Origin of the sequence: Candidatus Kinetoplastibacterium crithidii (ex Angomonas deanei ATCC 30255), assembly GCF_000319225.1 — a bacterium.
GTDB lineage: Bacteria > Pseudomonadota > Gammaproteobacteria > Burkholderiales > Burkholderiaceae_B > Kinetoplastidibacterium > Kinetoplastidibacterium crithidii_B.
Genome location: NC_019815.1, coordinates 785,700 through 800,924 on the forward strand (window position 1 = coordinate 785,700; position 15,225 = coordinate 800,924).

The following is a 15,225-nucleotide window of genomic DNA, read 5'->3' on the forward strand; positions in this document are numbered from 1 at the left end:
TTCTTATCGCAAAGTTTTTTCAATTATTTTTTCAAGAGAAAGAACATCTTTGATAAATATTCTGATTCCTTCTGATAGTTTTTCAGTGGCCATTTGATCTTCATTTAGCATTGATCTAAATTCAATTTCAGAAATGTGTTTAGTATGAAGTGGTTTGATAAGACTATTGGATGTTAGCTTAGGAATAGTGCTTCCTGGGGTATTTTCTAACTTTGTAATAAGTTCTGGACTTATGGTTAAAAGGTCACAACCAGACAAGGCCAAAATTTGATGGATATTTCTAAAGCTTGCTCCCATTATTTCTGTACCTATTTCTAGAGATTTATAGTAGTTATAAATTGTTACAACTGATTTTACTCCAGGATCATTTTGGCCATGATTTTTTTCTTCGTCCCAATTAGATCCAGCATGGTTTTTATACCAGTCATAAATTCTACCAACGAAAGGAGATATCAATGTTACTTTTGATTGTGCACATGCTATTGCTTGTGTTAAAGAGAAGAGTAGTGTTAGATTGCAATGTATGCCTTCTAATTCAAGGATTTCTGCTGCTTTAATACCTTCCCATGTTGCGGCAATTTTTATTAGAATTCTTTCTCTTTTAATGCCAGATTTTTCATACAGATTAATCAAATAACGAGCTTTTTCTATAGTTGCTTTTGTATTAAAAGATAGTCTGGCGTCTACTTCTGTAGATACTCTGCCAGGTATTATTTTTAGTATTTCTTTTCCAAAAGACACCGTTATATTATCAGCTATTTCGGATAAAGACATGTGTTTACAGTGTTTAATTGTATCTGTTAACACATGATTGTACTCTTCTTTTTGTATTGCTTTTAATATTAAGGAAGGGTTTGTTGTCGCGTCAATTGGTTTCAATGTTTTCATTGCTTCAAAGTTTCCTGTGTCAGCAACAACTACAGTGTATTTTCTTAGTGATTCTAGTTGATTATGCATGATAATAAATTTCAAAAAGTAGTTTTTAAATTAAAATTAGAATAATATATAAAGTGATGTTAAAAAAATGTTGTTTTTATAAATATTAAGTGAATGTACAACAGTAATAGCTGATTGTCGATACTAAAAATACTAGGGTTTATCGTGTTTTCTCAACTTTTTAAATATAGAAGTAAGTTTTCACCAGCAGTATTGGCTTTATCTTGCGGTGATGTTTTTAAAGGTATATCTATAGGAGCCCCTGGATATGCAGTTGCAGAAGTTGTTTTTAATACGTCTATGACTGGTTATCAAGAGATTCTTACAGATCCTAGCTATACAGGACAAATAGTCACTTTGACTTATCCTCACATAGGAAATACTGGAGTCAATAATGAAGATGTGGAATCAAGTCAAATACATGTTTCAGGTTTGATAATACGTAGTTGTCTCAGTAGGGTTTCTAATTTTCGATCTAATCAGTCTTTGCCTGATTATTTGAAAAACAATGGAATTGTTGCTATTTCAGATATTGATACTAGAAAACTAACTCGTATTTTACGAGATAGAGGTTCTCAGGGTTCATGTATTCTTGTTGGGGATGATGTTGATAAGGCTATTAATTTAGCTAAAAGTTTTTCTGGTATGGCAGGCCAAGACTTGGCTAAAACTGTTTCTAGAAAAACAAAAGAGTCATGGAATGAAAGTGTTTGGCAGTTAGGAGAAGGTTTTTCTAATGTTAATCAATCAAAATTTCGAATTGTTGCTTATGATTTTGGAGTTAAAAGCAATATATTGAGACTTTTGGTAGATCGCGGCTGTGATGTCACTATTGTTCCTGCACAAACTAGTGCATCAGATGTCATGAATTTGAATCCAGATGGAATATTTTTGTCAAATGGTCCAGGTGATCCAGAGCCATGTGATTATGCAATAGAGTCAATCAAAGTATTCCTAGACAAAAAGATACCTTTGTTTGGTATTTGTTTAGGTCATCAATTGATGGCATTGGCTTTAGGAGCAAAGACTATCAAGATGAAGACAGGTCATCATGGAGCGAATCATCCTGTTCAGGATATGCAGTCAAAGAAGGTTTTTATTACTAGTCAAAATCATGGTTTTGCTGTTGATGCTAATACATTACCAAAAAATGCTAGAGTAACTCATGTTTCATTATTTGACGGATCTTTGCAGGGTTTTGAATTACTAGATCGTCCTGCATTTTGTTTCCAAGGTCATCCTGAGGCTAGTCCCGGACCTGTAGATATTGCTATTTTATTTGATAAATTTATTACTCTAATGTCCTCAAGAAAATAAAGGTTGTAAAATGCCAAAGCGTAAAGACCTAAAAAGCATTCTTATTATTGGAGCTGGTCCTATAGTTATAGGCCAAGCTTGTGAGTTTGATTATTCTGGAGCGCAAGCTTGTAAAGCGCTTAAAGCGGAAGGGTTTCGTACTATTCTAGTTAATAGTAACCCAGCCACTATCATGACAGATCCAGAGACTGCTGATGTAACTTATATAGAACCTATAAATTTTCAAGCTTTAGAGAAAATTATAGAAAAAGAAAGACCTGATGCGTTATTACCTACTATGGGTGGTCAGACAGCATTGAATTGTGCTTTAGATTTAGCACATCATGGTATTTTAGATAAATATAATGTTGAGTTAATTGGGGCAAATGCTGCTGCAATTGAAAAAGCTGAAGATCGTCAAAAATTTAAGCAAGCCATGACAAATATAGGGTTAGAATCTGCTAAATCAGGTATGGCTCATAGTATGGAAGAGGCTTGGGATGTTCAACGTAATATTGCCTCATCAGGTATTTCTGCTTTTCCTGTTGTAATACGTCCTAGTTTTACAATGGGAGGTTCAGGAGGCGGTATTGCTTATAATGCAGAAGAATTTGAAGATATTTGTCTTAGAGGCTTAGAAGCCTCACCTACGAATGAACTTTTAATAGAAGAATCTTTGCTTGGTTGGAAAGAATTTGAAATGGAAGTAATTCGTGATAAGGTTGATAATTGCATAATAATATGTTCCATAGAAAATTTAGATCCAATGGGTGTCCATACTGGTGATTCTATTACAGTTGCTCCTGCGCAAACATTGACAGACAAAGAATACCAAATTATGAGGAGTGCTTCTATTGCTGTTTTGCGTGAAATAGGAGTGGATACAGGTGGATCTAACGTTCAATTCGCTGTAAATCCTAAGAATGGACGCATGGTTGTTATAGAAATGAATCCTCGAGTTTCAAGATCCTCTGCTTTGGCTTCGAAGGCTACTGGTTTTCCAATAGCTAAAGTAGCAGCCTTGTTAGCTGTTGGGTATACTCTTGATGAGTTGAAAAATGATATAACTGGTGGTTTAACTCCAGCTTCGTTCGAACCTTCTATTGATTATGTTGTAACAAAGGTTCCAAGATTTGCTTTTGAAAAATTCCCAACAGCTAATTCCAGATTGACAACACAGATGAAGTCAGTTGGTGAGGTTATGGCTATTGGTAGAACTTTTCAAGAATCATTCCAAAAAGCTCTTAGAGGTTTAGAGGTTGGTGTAGATGGACTAAATCAGAAAACAGTCGATTGTGAAACATTGCAAGTAGAACTTGGAGAACCTGGTCCTGAAAGAATATGGTATGTTGCTGATGCTTTTGCTCAAAAATGGACAGTAGATGAAGTACATAACATCACGAAGATAGACCCATGGTTTTTAGATCAAATAAAAGAAATAGTAGATATAGAGCTGTCATTAGAAAATTATAATTTGGCTGATTTAGATTATAAAACTTTATTTGAACTAAAAAGGAGAGGTTTTTCTGATTCTCGCATAGGTTACTTATTAGATTCGTCTGAATATGAAATAAGAAAATTACGTTATGAATTAGGAATTATTCCTGTTTACAAAAGAGTTGATACATGTGCTTCTGAATTTTCTACAAATACTGCTTACATGTATTCTACATATGAGGATGAATGTGAGTCTAAACCTTCAGCTGATAAACAAAAAGTTATCATTTTAGGCGGTGGTCCTAATAGAATAGGTCAGGGTATTGAATTTGATTATTGTTGCGTACATGCTTCTCTTGCTTTACGAGAAGATGGTTATGAAACAATAATGATCAATTGTAACCCTGAAACTGTTTCTACTGATTATGATATTTCTGACAGGTTATATTTCGAGCCTTTAACATTAGAAAATGTGCTAGAAATTGTTAATAAAGAAAATCCTATTGGTGTAATAGTTCATTATGGTGGACAAACTCCATTGAAATTAGCGAAAGCTTTAGAAGCTAATGGCGTTCCAATTATTGGTACAAGTCCAGAGTCTATCGACATAGCAGAAGATAGGGAAAGATTTCAAAAATTGTTGAATAAAATCAACTTAAGGCAACCTCCAAATCGTACAGCTAGAACTGAATCTGAGGCTCTAACTTTAGCTGTGGAAATAGGTTATCCGTTAGTTGTTCGTCCTAGTTATGTTTTGGGAGGAAGAGCTATGGAAATTGTTCATGAGCAAAATGATCTTGAAAGATATATGAGAGATGCAGTAAAAGTCAGTAATGACTCTCCAGTATTATTAGATAGGTTTTTAAATCATGCTACTGAAGTAGATGTAGATTGTTTAGCAGATGGGTCTAATTTTTTTATAGCTGGCGTAATGGAGCATATAGAACAAGCAGGTGTTCATTCTGGGGACTCTGCATGTAGTTTGCCTCCTTATTCTCTTTCAGAGGAGATTATTTCTGAAATAAAATCTCAAACTGGATTAATAGCTAAATCCTTAAATGTTAAAGGATTGATGAATATTCAGTTTGCAGTACAAGATGGCGATGTATATGTCTTAGAAGTAAATCCTAGAGCATCTCGTACAGTTCCATATGTATCAAAGTCTACTGGATTACAATTAGCTAAGGTGGCTGCTAGAATCAAAGTTGGTAAGAGTTTATTGGAACAGAATGTATTAAATGAAATTAGTCCTGATTATTTTTCTGTAAAGGAAGCTGTTTTTCCATTTGTTAAGTTTCCAGGAGTGGATACAATTCTTGGTCCTGAGATGAAGTCAACAGGTGAAGTTATGGGTGTTGGCAAAACATTTGGTGAGGCTTATGTAAAAGCTCAATTAGGTGCTGGAGTAAAATTGCCTAATTCTGGCACTGCCTTTATCAGCGTTAGAGATCAGGATAAGAATATAGTTGTTGAGATTGCTAAAGGTTTATATGAACTTGGTTTTCAACTCGTTGCTTCCAAAGGTACAGCTCAAAAAATAATTGATGCAGGTCTTCCTGTTAAAATCGTAAATAAGGTTAATGAGGGTCGTCCTCATATTGTAGATATGATTAGAAATGGTGAGATCTCCTTGGTTATTAATACAGTAGAAGAAAGGAGAAATGCTATTGTTGATTCTAGAATGATTCGTGTTCAGTCTTTAGCTAATCGAGTTACCTGTTTTACAACGGTCTCTGGGGCTCGTGCTGCTGTTCAGGGTATGCATTATCTAAGAGGTTCTTCAGGAATGCAGGTTTATTCTTTACAAGAATTACATGCTTCTTTACGAAAATAACTATATTGGTTTATAAAAGTCTATTGTAAACAATTTATTGCAATAATATTTAAAATTGTAGATAATAGCAGGTTGAAACCCCGATTCTTATATGAGTCGGGGTTTTGTATTTATGATTTATGTTCATAAGTTAATAACTTTATAGGAAAACATATTATGTCTACGATTCCTCTTACAGTTAAAGGAGCAGAATCTTTGCGTAAAGAATTACATCAATTGAAGACAGAGGAAAGACCATTAGTAATTAACGCAATAGCTGAAGCACGTTCACATGGAGATCTTTCAGAAAATGCAGAATATGATGCAGCTCGTGAGCGTCAAGGTTTTATTGAAAGCCGTATTTCCAATTTAGAATCAATTCTTTCGAATGCTCAAATCATTGATCCTACAAGCATTGCATCAGAAGGGAGGGTGGTTTTCGGAGCTACTGTTTGCATCGAAGATATAGCTTCTCGTCAAAGACATTCCTATCAAATAGTTGGAGATGCTGAAGCTGATATTAAATTAAATTTGATATCTATTTCCAGCCCGATGGCTAGAGCAATGATAGGTAAAGAAGAAGGAGACATAATAGACGTAAAAGCTCCATCTGGAAATTATGAGTATGAGATTATAGAAATCAATTATGTCTAGATTTAAATCTATTTTGAGGCAAAAGGATAATTCCAGTTTTTAGAAAAATTCTTTTGCCATGTTTTATAGGTAGGATTGTTCTGTTAAGTTATCTTCTCTTTCTTTGTAAATAACACAAGTCTTTCCTATCTGTTGAATTAGTTGGCATTTAATATCTTTGCATATGGTTTCTATAATTTGTAGCCGATCTGATTTTTCTTTTCCATGGATTTTTAATTTTATAAGTTCGTGCGCTTTGATTGTAAAGTTAATTTCTTTCAGGACTTCTTGCGTAATTCCTTTATATCCTACTGTTACTGTAGGCTTTAATTTATGTGCAAGATTATTTAGTTTGGTGCGTTTGTTGTGAATGGAATTTTTATTCATATATGTTTGAGGTCTTATAATAATGTCAAAATATAAATCATCTAAGAAATGGGTAAAAGAACATATTGCAGATCCTTATGTAAAGCTTGCACAAAAGTTTGATTATAGAGCACGTTCAGCCTTCAAGCTAATTGAGATAATAGAGACACTCAAAATAAATTTTGCAAGCAATAAAATAGTAGTAGATCTAGGTTCTTCTCCAGGTAGTTGGTCTCAGGTAATGCGCAACAAGATGATTCTACCAAATGGTAACATAAATGGAAGGATTATTGCATTAGATATATTATCGATGGAACCAATTTCTGGTGTTGATTTTATACAAGGAGATTTTAGAGATGTAGAAATACAAGAAATATTAAAAAATACTTTGTATAATCAACTAGTAGATATTGTAATTTCTGATATGGCCCCCAATTTAACAGGTATTGCTAGTGCAGATAGTGCAAGAGTTCAAGATGTTTGTGAGTTGGCTATGAGTTTCTCTGTAGATAATTTAAAAAGCAATGGTGTTATGATAGTCAAAGCTTTTCATGGCGCTGGTTTTTCGCAAATTGTACACTTATACAAGAAATTTTTTAAAAAAGTTGTCGAGTTTAAGCCTAAAGCTTCTCGTGACAGGTCATCAGAGACTTTTTTAATAGCACAAAATCTCAAGTAAGCATATTGATGGTTTTAAAAAAATATTAATTTTTGATTAAAACAATTATTCCTATATGTTTTGAATGATATAATTATAACTAGTATAATATATCTCTATATGTTTGTTTCTTATTCTATTTTTAGAATCAGAATTTTTATTTTATGTTGACTCCCTCCAAAGGGTCTAATGTAGCTAATTTTGTAATTGTAAGCAGGAGTTCTACTTTGAATAGTTCTTTTTCAAAAGTTACAGTATGGATAGGAATAGCCCTAGTGCTTTTTACTGTATTTAAACATTTTGACGGACGTAGTAGGTTTCAAGAGAACTATACCTATACTCATTTTATGGATGATGTTCGTTCAGGACATATTAAAAAAGTCGAAGTACAAGGTGATGTTTTGCGTGTATTGTCCGACAATGGGCGAATCTATTCTGTAGTATCTCCTGGAGATTTATGGATGGTTTCTGACTTATTGAAAAACAATGTACAGGTTATTGCTAAGCCTAGAGAAGAGCCTTCATTTTTAGTAAGCGTTTTTGTTTCATGGTTTCCTATGCTTTTATTGATAGGTATATGGGTATTCTTTATGAGACAAATGCAAGGTGGAGGTAAAGGTGGAGCTTTTAGTTTTGGTAAGTCTAGAGCGAAAATGTTAGATGATTCTAATAATAATACTACATTTGCTGATGTAGCTGGATGTGATGAAGCAAAGGAAGAAGTTCAGGAATTAGTCGACTTTTTGAAAGAGCCAACTAAATTCCAAGTTTTAGGTGGTCGTATACCTAAAGGTGTGCTGATGGTTGGTTCTCCTGGAACTGGAAAAACATTATTAGCTAGAGCGATAGCAGGGGAAGCCAAAGTTCCTTTTTTTAGCATTTCTGGATCTGACTTTGTCGAAATGTTTGTTGGCGTTGGTGCTTCTCGTGTAAGAGATATGTTTGAAAACGCAAAAAAACATGCTCCATGTATAATTTTTATTGATGAAATAGATGCAGTTGGTAGACAGCGAGGTGCAGGTGTAGGTGGTGGTAATGATGAAAGAGAGCAAACTCTTAATCAAATGCTGGTTGAAATGGATGGATTTGAAACAGGTCAAGGTGTTGTGGTTGTGGCGGCAACTAATAGACCTGATGTTTTAGATCCAGCGTTACTTAGACCAGGTCGTTTTGATAGGCAAGTAGTTGTTCCTTTGCCTGATATTAGAGGCAGAGAACAAATATTAAATGTTCATATGAAACAAGTTCCTTTATCTGAAGATGTTGATTCTTCTATTATAGCTCGTGGAACCCCAGGTTTTTCTGGTGCTGATTTAGCTAATTTAGTTAATGAGGCAGCTTTATTTGCAGCTAGAAGAAATGCAAAAAAAGTAGAAATGTTGGATTTTGAAAAAGCTAAAGATAAAATCATAATGGGTTCAGAAAGAAGGTCTATTGTCATGCCAGAAGAGGAACGTCGCAATACTGCTTATCATGAATCTGGTCATGCTGTTGTAGCAAAATTTTTACCAAAAACAGATCCTGTTCATAAAGTCACAATCATTCCTAGAGGTTTAGCTTTAGGAGTAACTATGCAATTGCCAGAACATGATCGTTATAGCATGGATAAAAATCGGTTATTGAATATGATTTCAGTGTTATTTGGTGGTCGTATTGCTGAGGAGATATTTATGAATCAAATGACTACAGGAGCCTCTAATGATTTTGAGAGAGCTACTTCCATTGCTAGGGATATTGTTACTAGATATGGAATGTCTAAAGAATTAGGCCCAATGATATATGCTGATAATGAGAATGAGGTCTTTTTAGGTCGTAGTGTGACTAAGACAGTACATGTTTCAGAAGCTACCATGCAAAAAGTTGATAATGAAATTAGAAAAATTATAGATGAACAGTACAATATTGCAAGAAATATTATAGAGTCCAATCATGACGTTGTTGAAAATATGGCTTTAGCCTTATTGGATATAGAAACAATTAATGCAGATCAGATTGATGCAATTGTTTCTAGAAAGATAACCAAGGATGATAATGGCAAGATTGTATTTATTGATTCTAGTAAATATAGTTCTTGATATTTGTATTTAACCCATAGTTTTTGGTTTATTCTTATGAGTTTTGGTAGTAAAAAAATTAGGTGTGGGCGTTTTGTGATTGATTATTCAAATCCTGTTGTTATGGGCATCTTAAATGTTACTCCTGATTCTTTTTCAGATGCTGGGAAATATTACTCATACAAGAATGCTATATCTCATGCTGAAAAGATGATTAATGAAGGGGTGGATATAATAGATATAGGAGCCGAGTCCACAAGACCTGGTTCTTTGCCGGTTCCGAAAGATGAAGAATTGAAGCGTTTGTTACCTGTAATTAGATGCTTGTTGAAATATGATATTCCTTTATCTATAGACACTTATAAACCGGAAGTAATGCAAGTTGTTCTTGATGAAGGTGTTGATTTAATAAATGACGTATATGGTTTTTGTTCATCAAAGGCTATAGATGTAGTCTCTTCTTATAATTGTGCTCTTTGTGTAATGCATATGAAAGGGGATCCTTTTAATATGCAAGATAATATTCTCGATGTTGATATCGTTAGTAATGTTTATAATTTTTTTAGTAGAATTATTAATGAATTTATTAGTAAAAAAATAAGTTTGGATAGAGTAATATTAGATCCAGGCATAGGGTTTGGGAAGACTTTTTATCAAAATCTTACTCTGATAAAAAAACTAGAGGCCTTTCGTTATAATAGCTTGCCTATTTTGGTGGGTTTGTCGAGAAAATCATTTATCGGTAGTATTATAGGGCATGATCCATCAGATCGTTTATTTGGTAGTATATCTGCTATGTTAGCATCTATTTCTCATGGTGCTAATTTTGTAAGAGTCCATGATGTTGCTGCGACTAGAGAATCTATAAAAGTCTGGCAGGCTATAAATCAGAGTTCTTGATTTATGTATAAAAATAAATATTTTGGTACAGATGGTATTAGAGGTCTAGTAGGTGGTTCATTGATAAATATTGAATTTGCCTTTAGACTAGGCTTTGCAGCCGGCCTCGTTTTTGCTGATAGGTATAACAATTGTAATAAAGCGGTTATTATTACTAGAGATACTAGATCTTCTAGTAGCATGTTAGAATCTGCGATACAAACTGGTTTTTTAGCTTCAGGTGTAGATGTTTTTATAGCTGATTCATATCCTATGCCTACTTCTTCTGCATCTTTTCTTGTAAAGTCTTTAAATGTTTTAGCTGGAGTTGTTGTTAGTGCTTCTCATAATCCATATCATTATAATGGGTTTAAATTTTTTTCCCATGATGGGTTTAAACTTTCTGAAGAAGTAGAAATAGAAATAGAACGCAGAATAGACGAATGCAAACTAGATATTAGTTATGCTAATAAATTTGGCCAGTCGAGGCTTCTAAAAACTTCTGTAAACCAATACATCAGATTTTGCCAAGATAGTTTTCCTGATAATCTGAGTCTTAGAGGATTGAGGATTGTTGTTGATGCAGCAAATGGTTCTGCTTATAAGATAGCACCAACTGTATTTAAAAATCTTGGTGCAGAAGTCTATTCAATAGGAGTTGATCCTGATGGTTTTAATATAAATGATGGAGTAGGCTCTTTATCTACAGAACTTTTATCAGATACAGTAGTAAAAAATAAGGCAGATTTAGGAATAGCTTTAGATGGTGATTCAGACAGGGTAAAGATATTGGACTCAAAAGGAACTGAATTTGCTGGAGATGAACTGTTGTATGTAATAATCAAAGATCGTTTGCTTTTTAATAGAGTAGAAGGTGTGGTTGGAACTTGTATGACCAACTATGGTTTTGAATTGCAGATGAGGAAATTAGGAATTGGTTTTGATAGAGCAAATGTTGGTGATCGTAGTGTTACTGAGCAGTTGAATAAGAGAGGATGGTTATATGGTGGAGAGAATTCTGGCCATATAGTTTGTTTAGATTATCATACTACTGGAGATGGGATAATAGCAGCATTGCAAGTGTTGGCTGCTATAGTAAGATCACAGGAAAATCTATCAAGTATATTATCTGATTTGCATATGTATTCACAAAAAATTATTAATATTCCGTGGGATACTACACTTAGTTGGGAAGACAATAATTCTTTGAAATCTATTTTTGAAGTTGTTAAGAAAGAATTAGATGGAAGAGGTAGAATTCTTATAAGAAAATCTGGAACAGAACCAGTTTTGCGTGTCATGGTAGAGGCTGAACAAATGGTTTTGGTGGAAGAAAGTATTTCCAAAATCATATCCTGCATTTAATGCTATTCTAAGATATATTTTATTATTAATGATTTTAAATGTCATTGTTTGAAGCTTGTCAAACAAGCTATACTCATATTAAAGTTAATTGATTTTTCATGCAATGATGGTTTTGTAAAAAATATATGCTAAATTCTTTCTCTAAAGATTCTTTATTTTTAAATAGAGATCTATCTTTCTTAAAATTTAATTCACGTGTTCTTAATCTTGCAGAAAGTTCAAGTTATCCTCTTTTAGAACGTCTGAAATATGTTTGTATAGTCAGTCTAAATTTGGATGAGTTTTTTGAAATAAGGATAGCTTCATTAAAGGAACAGCAACGATTACACCCAGATTTGGATAGTACTTATGGAGTAACACTATTTGAAGAGTTTTTTAAAATACAGCAGGAAATTCACTTTATAGTCGATAAACAATACGATATTCTTCAAAATTATATTGTACCTGAATTATTGTCAAATGATGTTTCTATACCGTATATTTTTGATTGGAATGAAAATCAAAAAAATTGGGCGAAAGAAGTTTTTATTAACGAAGTAATGCCATTATTAACTCCAATAGGTTTAGATCCTGCTCATCCTTTTCCTATGGTTTATAATAAAAGTCTTAATTTTATAGTTTCATTATCAGGAATAGATGCATTTGGTAGGCAAGCTTCTATAGCTATAGTGCAAATGCCGAAAGCATTACCAAGATTAATAAAAATGCCTATAACTATATCTAATCATAAATATAGTTATGTTATGTTGACATCTTTATTGAAGGCATTTATAGGAGAGTTATTTCCGGGGTTGGTAATCAATGGTTGTTACCAATGGCGTGTTACAAGAAATAGTAATTTATTTGTCGATGAAGAAGAAGTGACTAATTTAAGATTGGCCTTACAAGGGGAGTTATCTCAAAGACATTTTGGGGCGGCAGTAAGACTTGAGATAGATGAGTCAACTCCTGATTTATTAAAGTCTTTCTTGCAAAAAGAATTTTCTTTATCTTCATACGACCTGTATACAGTAAAAGGTCCTGTTAACATTTCTAGACTTATTCAAATTTGTAGCATTAAAGAACTGCAGCATTTAGCATTTAAAACATATATCCCATCTATACCAACTCCATTTCGCTTAGCAAAAGACAAGCCTAATGTATTATTTAATTTTTTGAAAAAACAAGATGTTTTGCTTCATCATCCATATCAATCTTTCCAGCCAGTTATTGATTTTTTAACAGCAGCCTCGTTAGACCCTGAAGTCGTTGCTATTAAACAAACTATCTATCGTACAGGTGAAGATTCAGAGTTGATGAAAATTTTATTATTAGCTGCTCGTATGGGTAAAGAAGTAACAGTTGTGGTGGAATTAATGGCTAGATTTGATGAGCAAACAAATATTAATTGGGCAGCTAAATTAGAAGAAGTCGGAGCTCATGTGGTTTATGGTGTTGTTTCTTATAAAACACATGCTAAAATGGCTTTGATTTTACGTAGAGAAAAAGGTCTATTGAATAGGTATGCTCACTTAAGCACAGGTAATTATCATCCTCACACTTCGAATTCATATACAGACTTTGGTGTTATTACATCTGATCCTAGATTATGCGAAGATGTTGATAAGGTTTTTTTTCAACTAACAGGACTCGGATCACGTTTGCCCATGAATTATCTTTTATGTTCTCCTTTTACGCTACATGATGGAATTATTGCGATGATAAGAAAGGAATCTGAAATAGCAAATAAAGGTAGACCAGCAAAAATAATGGCTAAAATGAATTCCTTATTGGAACCAGAGATAATAAAAGAGCTTTATAAAGCTAGTGATGCTGGTGTTCAAATAGATTTGATTGTTAGAGGGGTTTGTGCCTTAAGGGCTGGTATTCCAGGCTTGTCTGAGAATATAAGAGTTCGTTCTATCTTAGGAAGATTTTTAGAGCATTCAAGAGTTTTTTATTTTTATTCAGATGGGGAAGAAAAATTATTTTTATCATCTGCTGATTGGATGGAAAGGAATTTTTTCAGAAGAGTAGAAGTTGCTTTTCCAATTGTGAATGTTAGCATAAAGAAAAGGATTATCGAAGAAGCTTTTTCTTATGGATTAAAAGAGAGTGAGTTTGCTTGGGAGCAATATGATGGTGAGTATTTTAAAGTCTTAAATAATCAAAATGAATTAAGCTTTAGTTCTCAAAATTATCTTATGGATGTTTTTAGGTCATGATGCCATTTTTTTATAAAATATTTGACATTTTTATTAAATATTGTAATAATTGGTCACTAGTTAGAATATATTTTCGGGGCGTAGCGCAGCCTGGTAGCGCATCTGCTTTGGGAGCAGAGGGTCGTGAGTTCGAATCCCACCGCCCCGACCATGTTTTTTAATTTATGAAATCCTTAAATTTTTGGCCTTTTCTGTCTTTTTCTGAAACAATAGGATGATCTTTGATTGGCCAGTTAATTTTTAGCGTCTCATCATTCCATACAATACATCTTTCCAGATTTGGTTGATAGAATTGAGTTGTTTTGTATAATACTATAGCTTTTTTAGATAAAACTAAAAACCCATGAGCAAATCCTTCTGGTATCCATAGTTGTTCTCTATTTGATGATTTCAATATAATGCTTTCCCATTTTCCAAATGTTGAAGACCCATATCTCAAATCTACGACAACATCAAAAATTTTGCCATATAGTACTTGAATAAGTTTAGCTTGTGGTTTTATTGTTTGAAAGTGTAATCCTCGTAAGACATTATGTTTTGATATTGAGCAATTATCTTGAACAAAAGGATAGTCTTTCATTACAAGTTTTTGAAACTTTAAGGAATTAAAACTTTCAAAAAAAGATCCTCTTGTATCTCTGAAAATTTTTGGTTTTATAATTAATAAATTTTGTATGGTTAATGGTTTAGTAATCATATTTTTTCACTGGATGAAACTATTTCCTCAATAGTTTCATCCAGACAAGTATTAAATACAGGTAAGTTGCTGGATAATTTATTAATTTTTTTATTTCCTAATAAACAAGAGTATTTTGGTCTAATGGCTCCATTATAAAATTCGCTTTTTATTGATATTATTTTATTACATTTTATGTTAAATGATTTTTTTCTTATTTTTTTTAAGAAAAGAGAGGCTAAATCATACCTAGTAATAATATTATTAATGCTTACATTGTAAATGTCTACTCCATTTTTTTTATATAACTTCATTATTGCATTTACAGTTATTTCTGCTATTGCTTTTGCAGATAATGGTGATCCATATTGATCGTCTACTACATTTATAGTTTCTTTGATCTTAGATAACTCTAAAATTTTTTTTAGGAAATTTCTACTTTTTGCTGAAAAAATCCAACTTGTTCTAAATATTAATGAATTACAAGAACTATTAAGGATATATAAATCAGCTGCTAGCTTTGAATGTCCATATATATTTAAAGGGTTGGTATAATCAGACTCTTTATATCTTTTACTGTTTTTACCGTCAAAAACGTAGTCGCTAGAAAAATGAACTAGCAAGGATTTCGTATCTTTTATGTATCGAACTATGCTTTTTATAGACTCATAGTTTATTTTGTATGTTAATTCTATATTATGTTCTGCTTTTTCTACATCTGTATATGCCACTGCATTTATCACTATATCTGGATATATTGTTAGAAGTTTATAATAAATAGCTTCTGTATATATGAAATCTATATCATTTCTATCCCAGCAAATTAATTCTATATTATCTATTTTTATAAATTTTGTATATAATTCTGCTCCGAGTTGTCCTTTGCTGCCAATAAGTATAATTTTCAT

The 15,225-nt window shown here is 32.8% G+C and carries 12 protein-coding genes and 1 tRNA gene; 9 read left to right on the forward strand and 4 right to left on the reverse strand.

Annotation, left to right across the window (positions count from 1 at the left end):
* Positions 1–3: 3 nt before the first annotated feature.
* A complete protein-coding gene (gene tal / locus CKCE_RS03725) occupies positions 4–957 on the reverse strand; it encodes a transaldolase (protein WP_015238979.1) in 954 nt (317 codons plus the stop codon).
* Positions 958–1,101: 144 nt separating this feature from the next.
* Between tal and carA the strand changes: the two genes are divergently transcribed.
* From carA to greA, 3 genes are all read left to right on the forward strand, one after another.
* Entirely contained in the window at positions 1,102–2,253 is a 1,152-nt protein-coding gene (gene carA, locus CKCE_RS03730; protein ID WP_015238980.1) for a glutamine-hydrolyzing carbamoyl-phosphate synthase small subunit, read from the forward strand.
* A 10-nt stretch (positions 2,254–2,263) separates the two neighbouring features.
* The gene (carB, locus tag CKCE_RS03735) at positions 2,264–5,503 is read left to right on the forward strand and encodes a carbamoyl-phosphate synthase large subunit (RefSeq protein WP_015238981.1); all 3,240 of its coding nucleotides are present in this window, start codon (positions 2,264–2,266) and stop codon (positions 5,501–5,503) included.
* 156 nt (positions 5,504–5,659) lie between these two features.
* Complete coding sequence (greA, locus tag CKCE_RS03740) at positions 5,660–6,136, forward strand: transcription elongation factor GreA (RefSeq protein WP_015238982.1); 477 nt, start codon at positions 5,660–5,662, stop codon at positions 6,134–6,136.
* A 63-nt stretch (positions 6,137–6,199) separates the two neighbouring features.
* Here greA and CKCE_RS03745 read toward each other — a convergent pair whose 3' ends face one another.
* Positions 6,200–6,502, reverse strand: coding sequence for a YhbY family RNA-binding protein (locus CKCE_RS03745; protein WP_015389059.1), 303 nt, complete (start codon positions 6,500–6,502; stop codon positions 6,200–6,202).
* A gap of 22 nt (positions 6,503–6,524) precedes the next feature.
* On the opposite strand from CKCE_RS03745, the gene CKCE_RS03750 reads away from it, so the two are divergent.
* The 6 genes from CKCE_RS03750 (at position 6,525) to CKCE_RS03775 (ending at position 13,792) form a co-directional block, all read left to right on the forward strand.
* Positions 6,525–7,160, forward strand: a complete 636-nt coding sequence (locus CKCE_RS03750; protein WP_015238983.1) for an RlmE family RNA methyltransferase — start codon at positions 6,525–6,527, stop codon at positions 7,158–7,160.
* Between the two features lie 206 nt (positions 7,161–7,366).
* On the forward strand, positions 7,367–9,214 hold the full coding sequence (gene ftsH / locus CKCE_RS03755; RefSeq protein WP_148283280.1) for an ATP-dependent zinc metalloprotease FtsH: 1,848 nt from the start codon (positions 7,367–7,369) through the stop codon (positions 9,212–9,214).
* 36 nt (positions 9,215–9,250) lie between these two features.
* A complete protein-coding gene (gene folP / locus CKCE_RS03760) occupies positions 9,251–10,093 on the forward strand; it encodes a dihydropteroate synthase (RefSeq protein WP_015238985.1) in 843 nt (280 codons plus the stop codon).
* Positions 10,094–10,096: 3 nt separating this feature from the next.
* Positions 10,097–11,437 carry a phosphoglucosamine mutase gene (gene glmM / locus CKCE_RS03765; RefSeq protein WP_015238986.1) on the forward strand — a complete coding sequence of 447 codons (1,341 nt, stop codon included), beginning with the start codon at positions 10,097–10,099 and terminating at the stop codon, positions 11,435–11,437.
* A 125-nt stretch (positions 11,438–11,562) separates the two neighbouring features.
* Positions 11,563–13,641, forward strand: coding sequence for a polyphosphate kinase 1 (ppk1, locus tag CKCE_RS03770; protein WP_015238987.1), 2,079 nt, complete (start codon positions 11,563–11,565; stop codon positions 13,639–13,641).
* A gap of 74 nt (positions 13,642–13,715) precedes the next feature.
* A tRNA-Pro gene (locus tag CKCE_RS03775) sits at positions 13,716–13,792 on the forward strand.
* 6 nt (positions 13,793–13,798) lie between these two features.
* Here CKCE_RS03775 and rfbC read toward each other — a convergent pair.
* Both rfbC and rfbD read right to left on the reverse strand, forming a co-directional pair.
* Positions 13,799–14,338, reverse strand: coding sequence for a dTDP-4-dehydrorhamnose 3,5-epimerase (rfbC, locus tag CKCE_RS03780; protein WP_015238988.1), 540 nt, complete (start codon positions 14,336–14,338; stop codon positions 13,799–13,801).
* Positions 14,335–15,225: a dTDP-4-dehydrorhamnose reductase gene (rfbD, locus tag CKCE_RS03785; RefSeq protein ID WP_015238989.1), complete on the reverse strand. Its 891-nt coding sequence runs from the start codon at positions 15,223–15,225 to the stop codon at positions 14,335–14,337. The genes rfbC and rfbD overlap by 4 nt, the downstream gene beginning before the upstream one ends.

Coding starts and splice junctions, on each gene's coding strand:
- tal (WP_015238979.1), bottom strand. CDS start 957: ATGCATAATCAACTAGAATCACTAAGAAAATACACTGTAGTTGTTGCT.
- carB (WP_015238981.1), top strand. CDS start 2,264: ATGCCAAAGCGTAAAGACCTAAAAAGCATTCTTATTATTGGAGCTGGT.
- greA (WP_015238982.1), top strand. CDS start 5,660: ATGTCTACGATTCCTCTTACAGTTAAAGGAGCAGAATCTTTGCGTAAA.
- CKCE_RS03745 (WP_015389059.1), bottom strand. CDS start 6,502: ATGAATAAAAATTCCATTCACAACAAACGCACCAAACTAAATAATCTT.
- CKCE_RS03750 (WP_015238983.1), top strand. CDS start 6,525: ATGTCAAAATATAAATCATCTAAGAAATGGGTAAAAGAACATATTGCA.
- folP (WP_015238985.1), top strand. CDS start 9,251: ATGAGTTTTGGTAGTAAAAAAATTAGGTGTGGGCGTTTTGTGATTGAT.
- glmM (WP_015238986.1), top strand. CDS start 10,097: ATGTATAAAAATAAATATTTTGGTACAGATGGTATTAGAGGTCTAGTA.
- ppk1 (WP_015238987.1), top strand. CDS start 11,563: ATGCTAAATTCTTTCTCTAAAGATTCTTTATTTTTAAATAGAGATCTA.
- rfbC (WP_015238988.1), bottom strand. CDS start 14,338: ATGATTACTAAACCATTAACCATACAAAATTTATTAATTATAAAACCA.
- rfbD (WP_015238989.1), bottom strand. CDS start 15,225: ATGAAAATTATACTTATTGGCAGCAAAGGACAACTCGGAGCAGAATTA.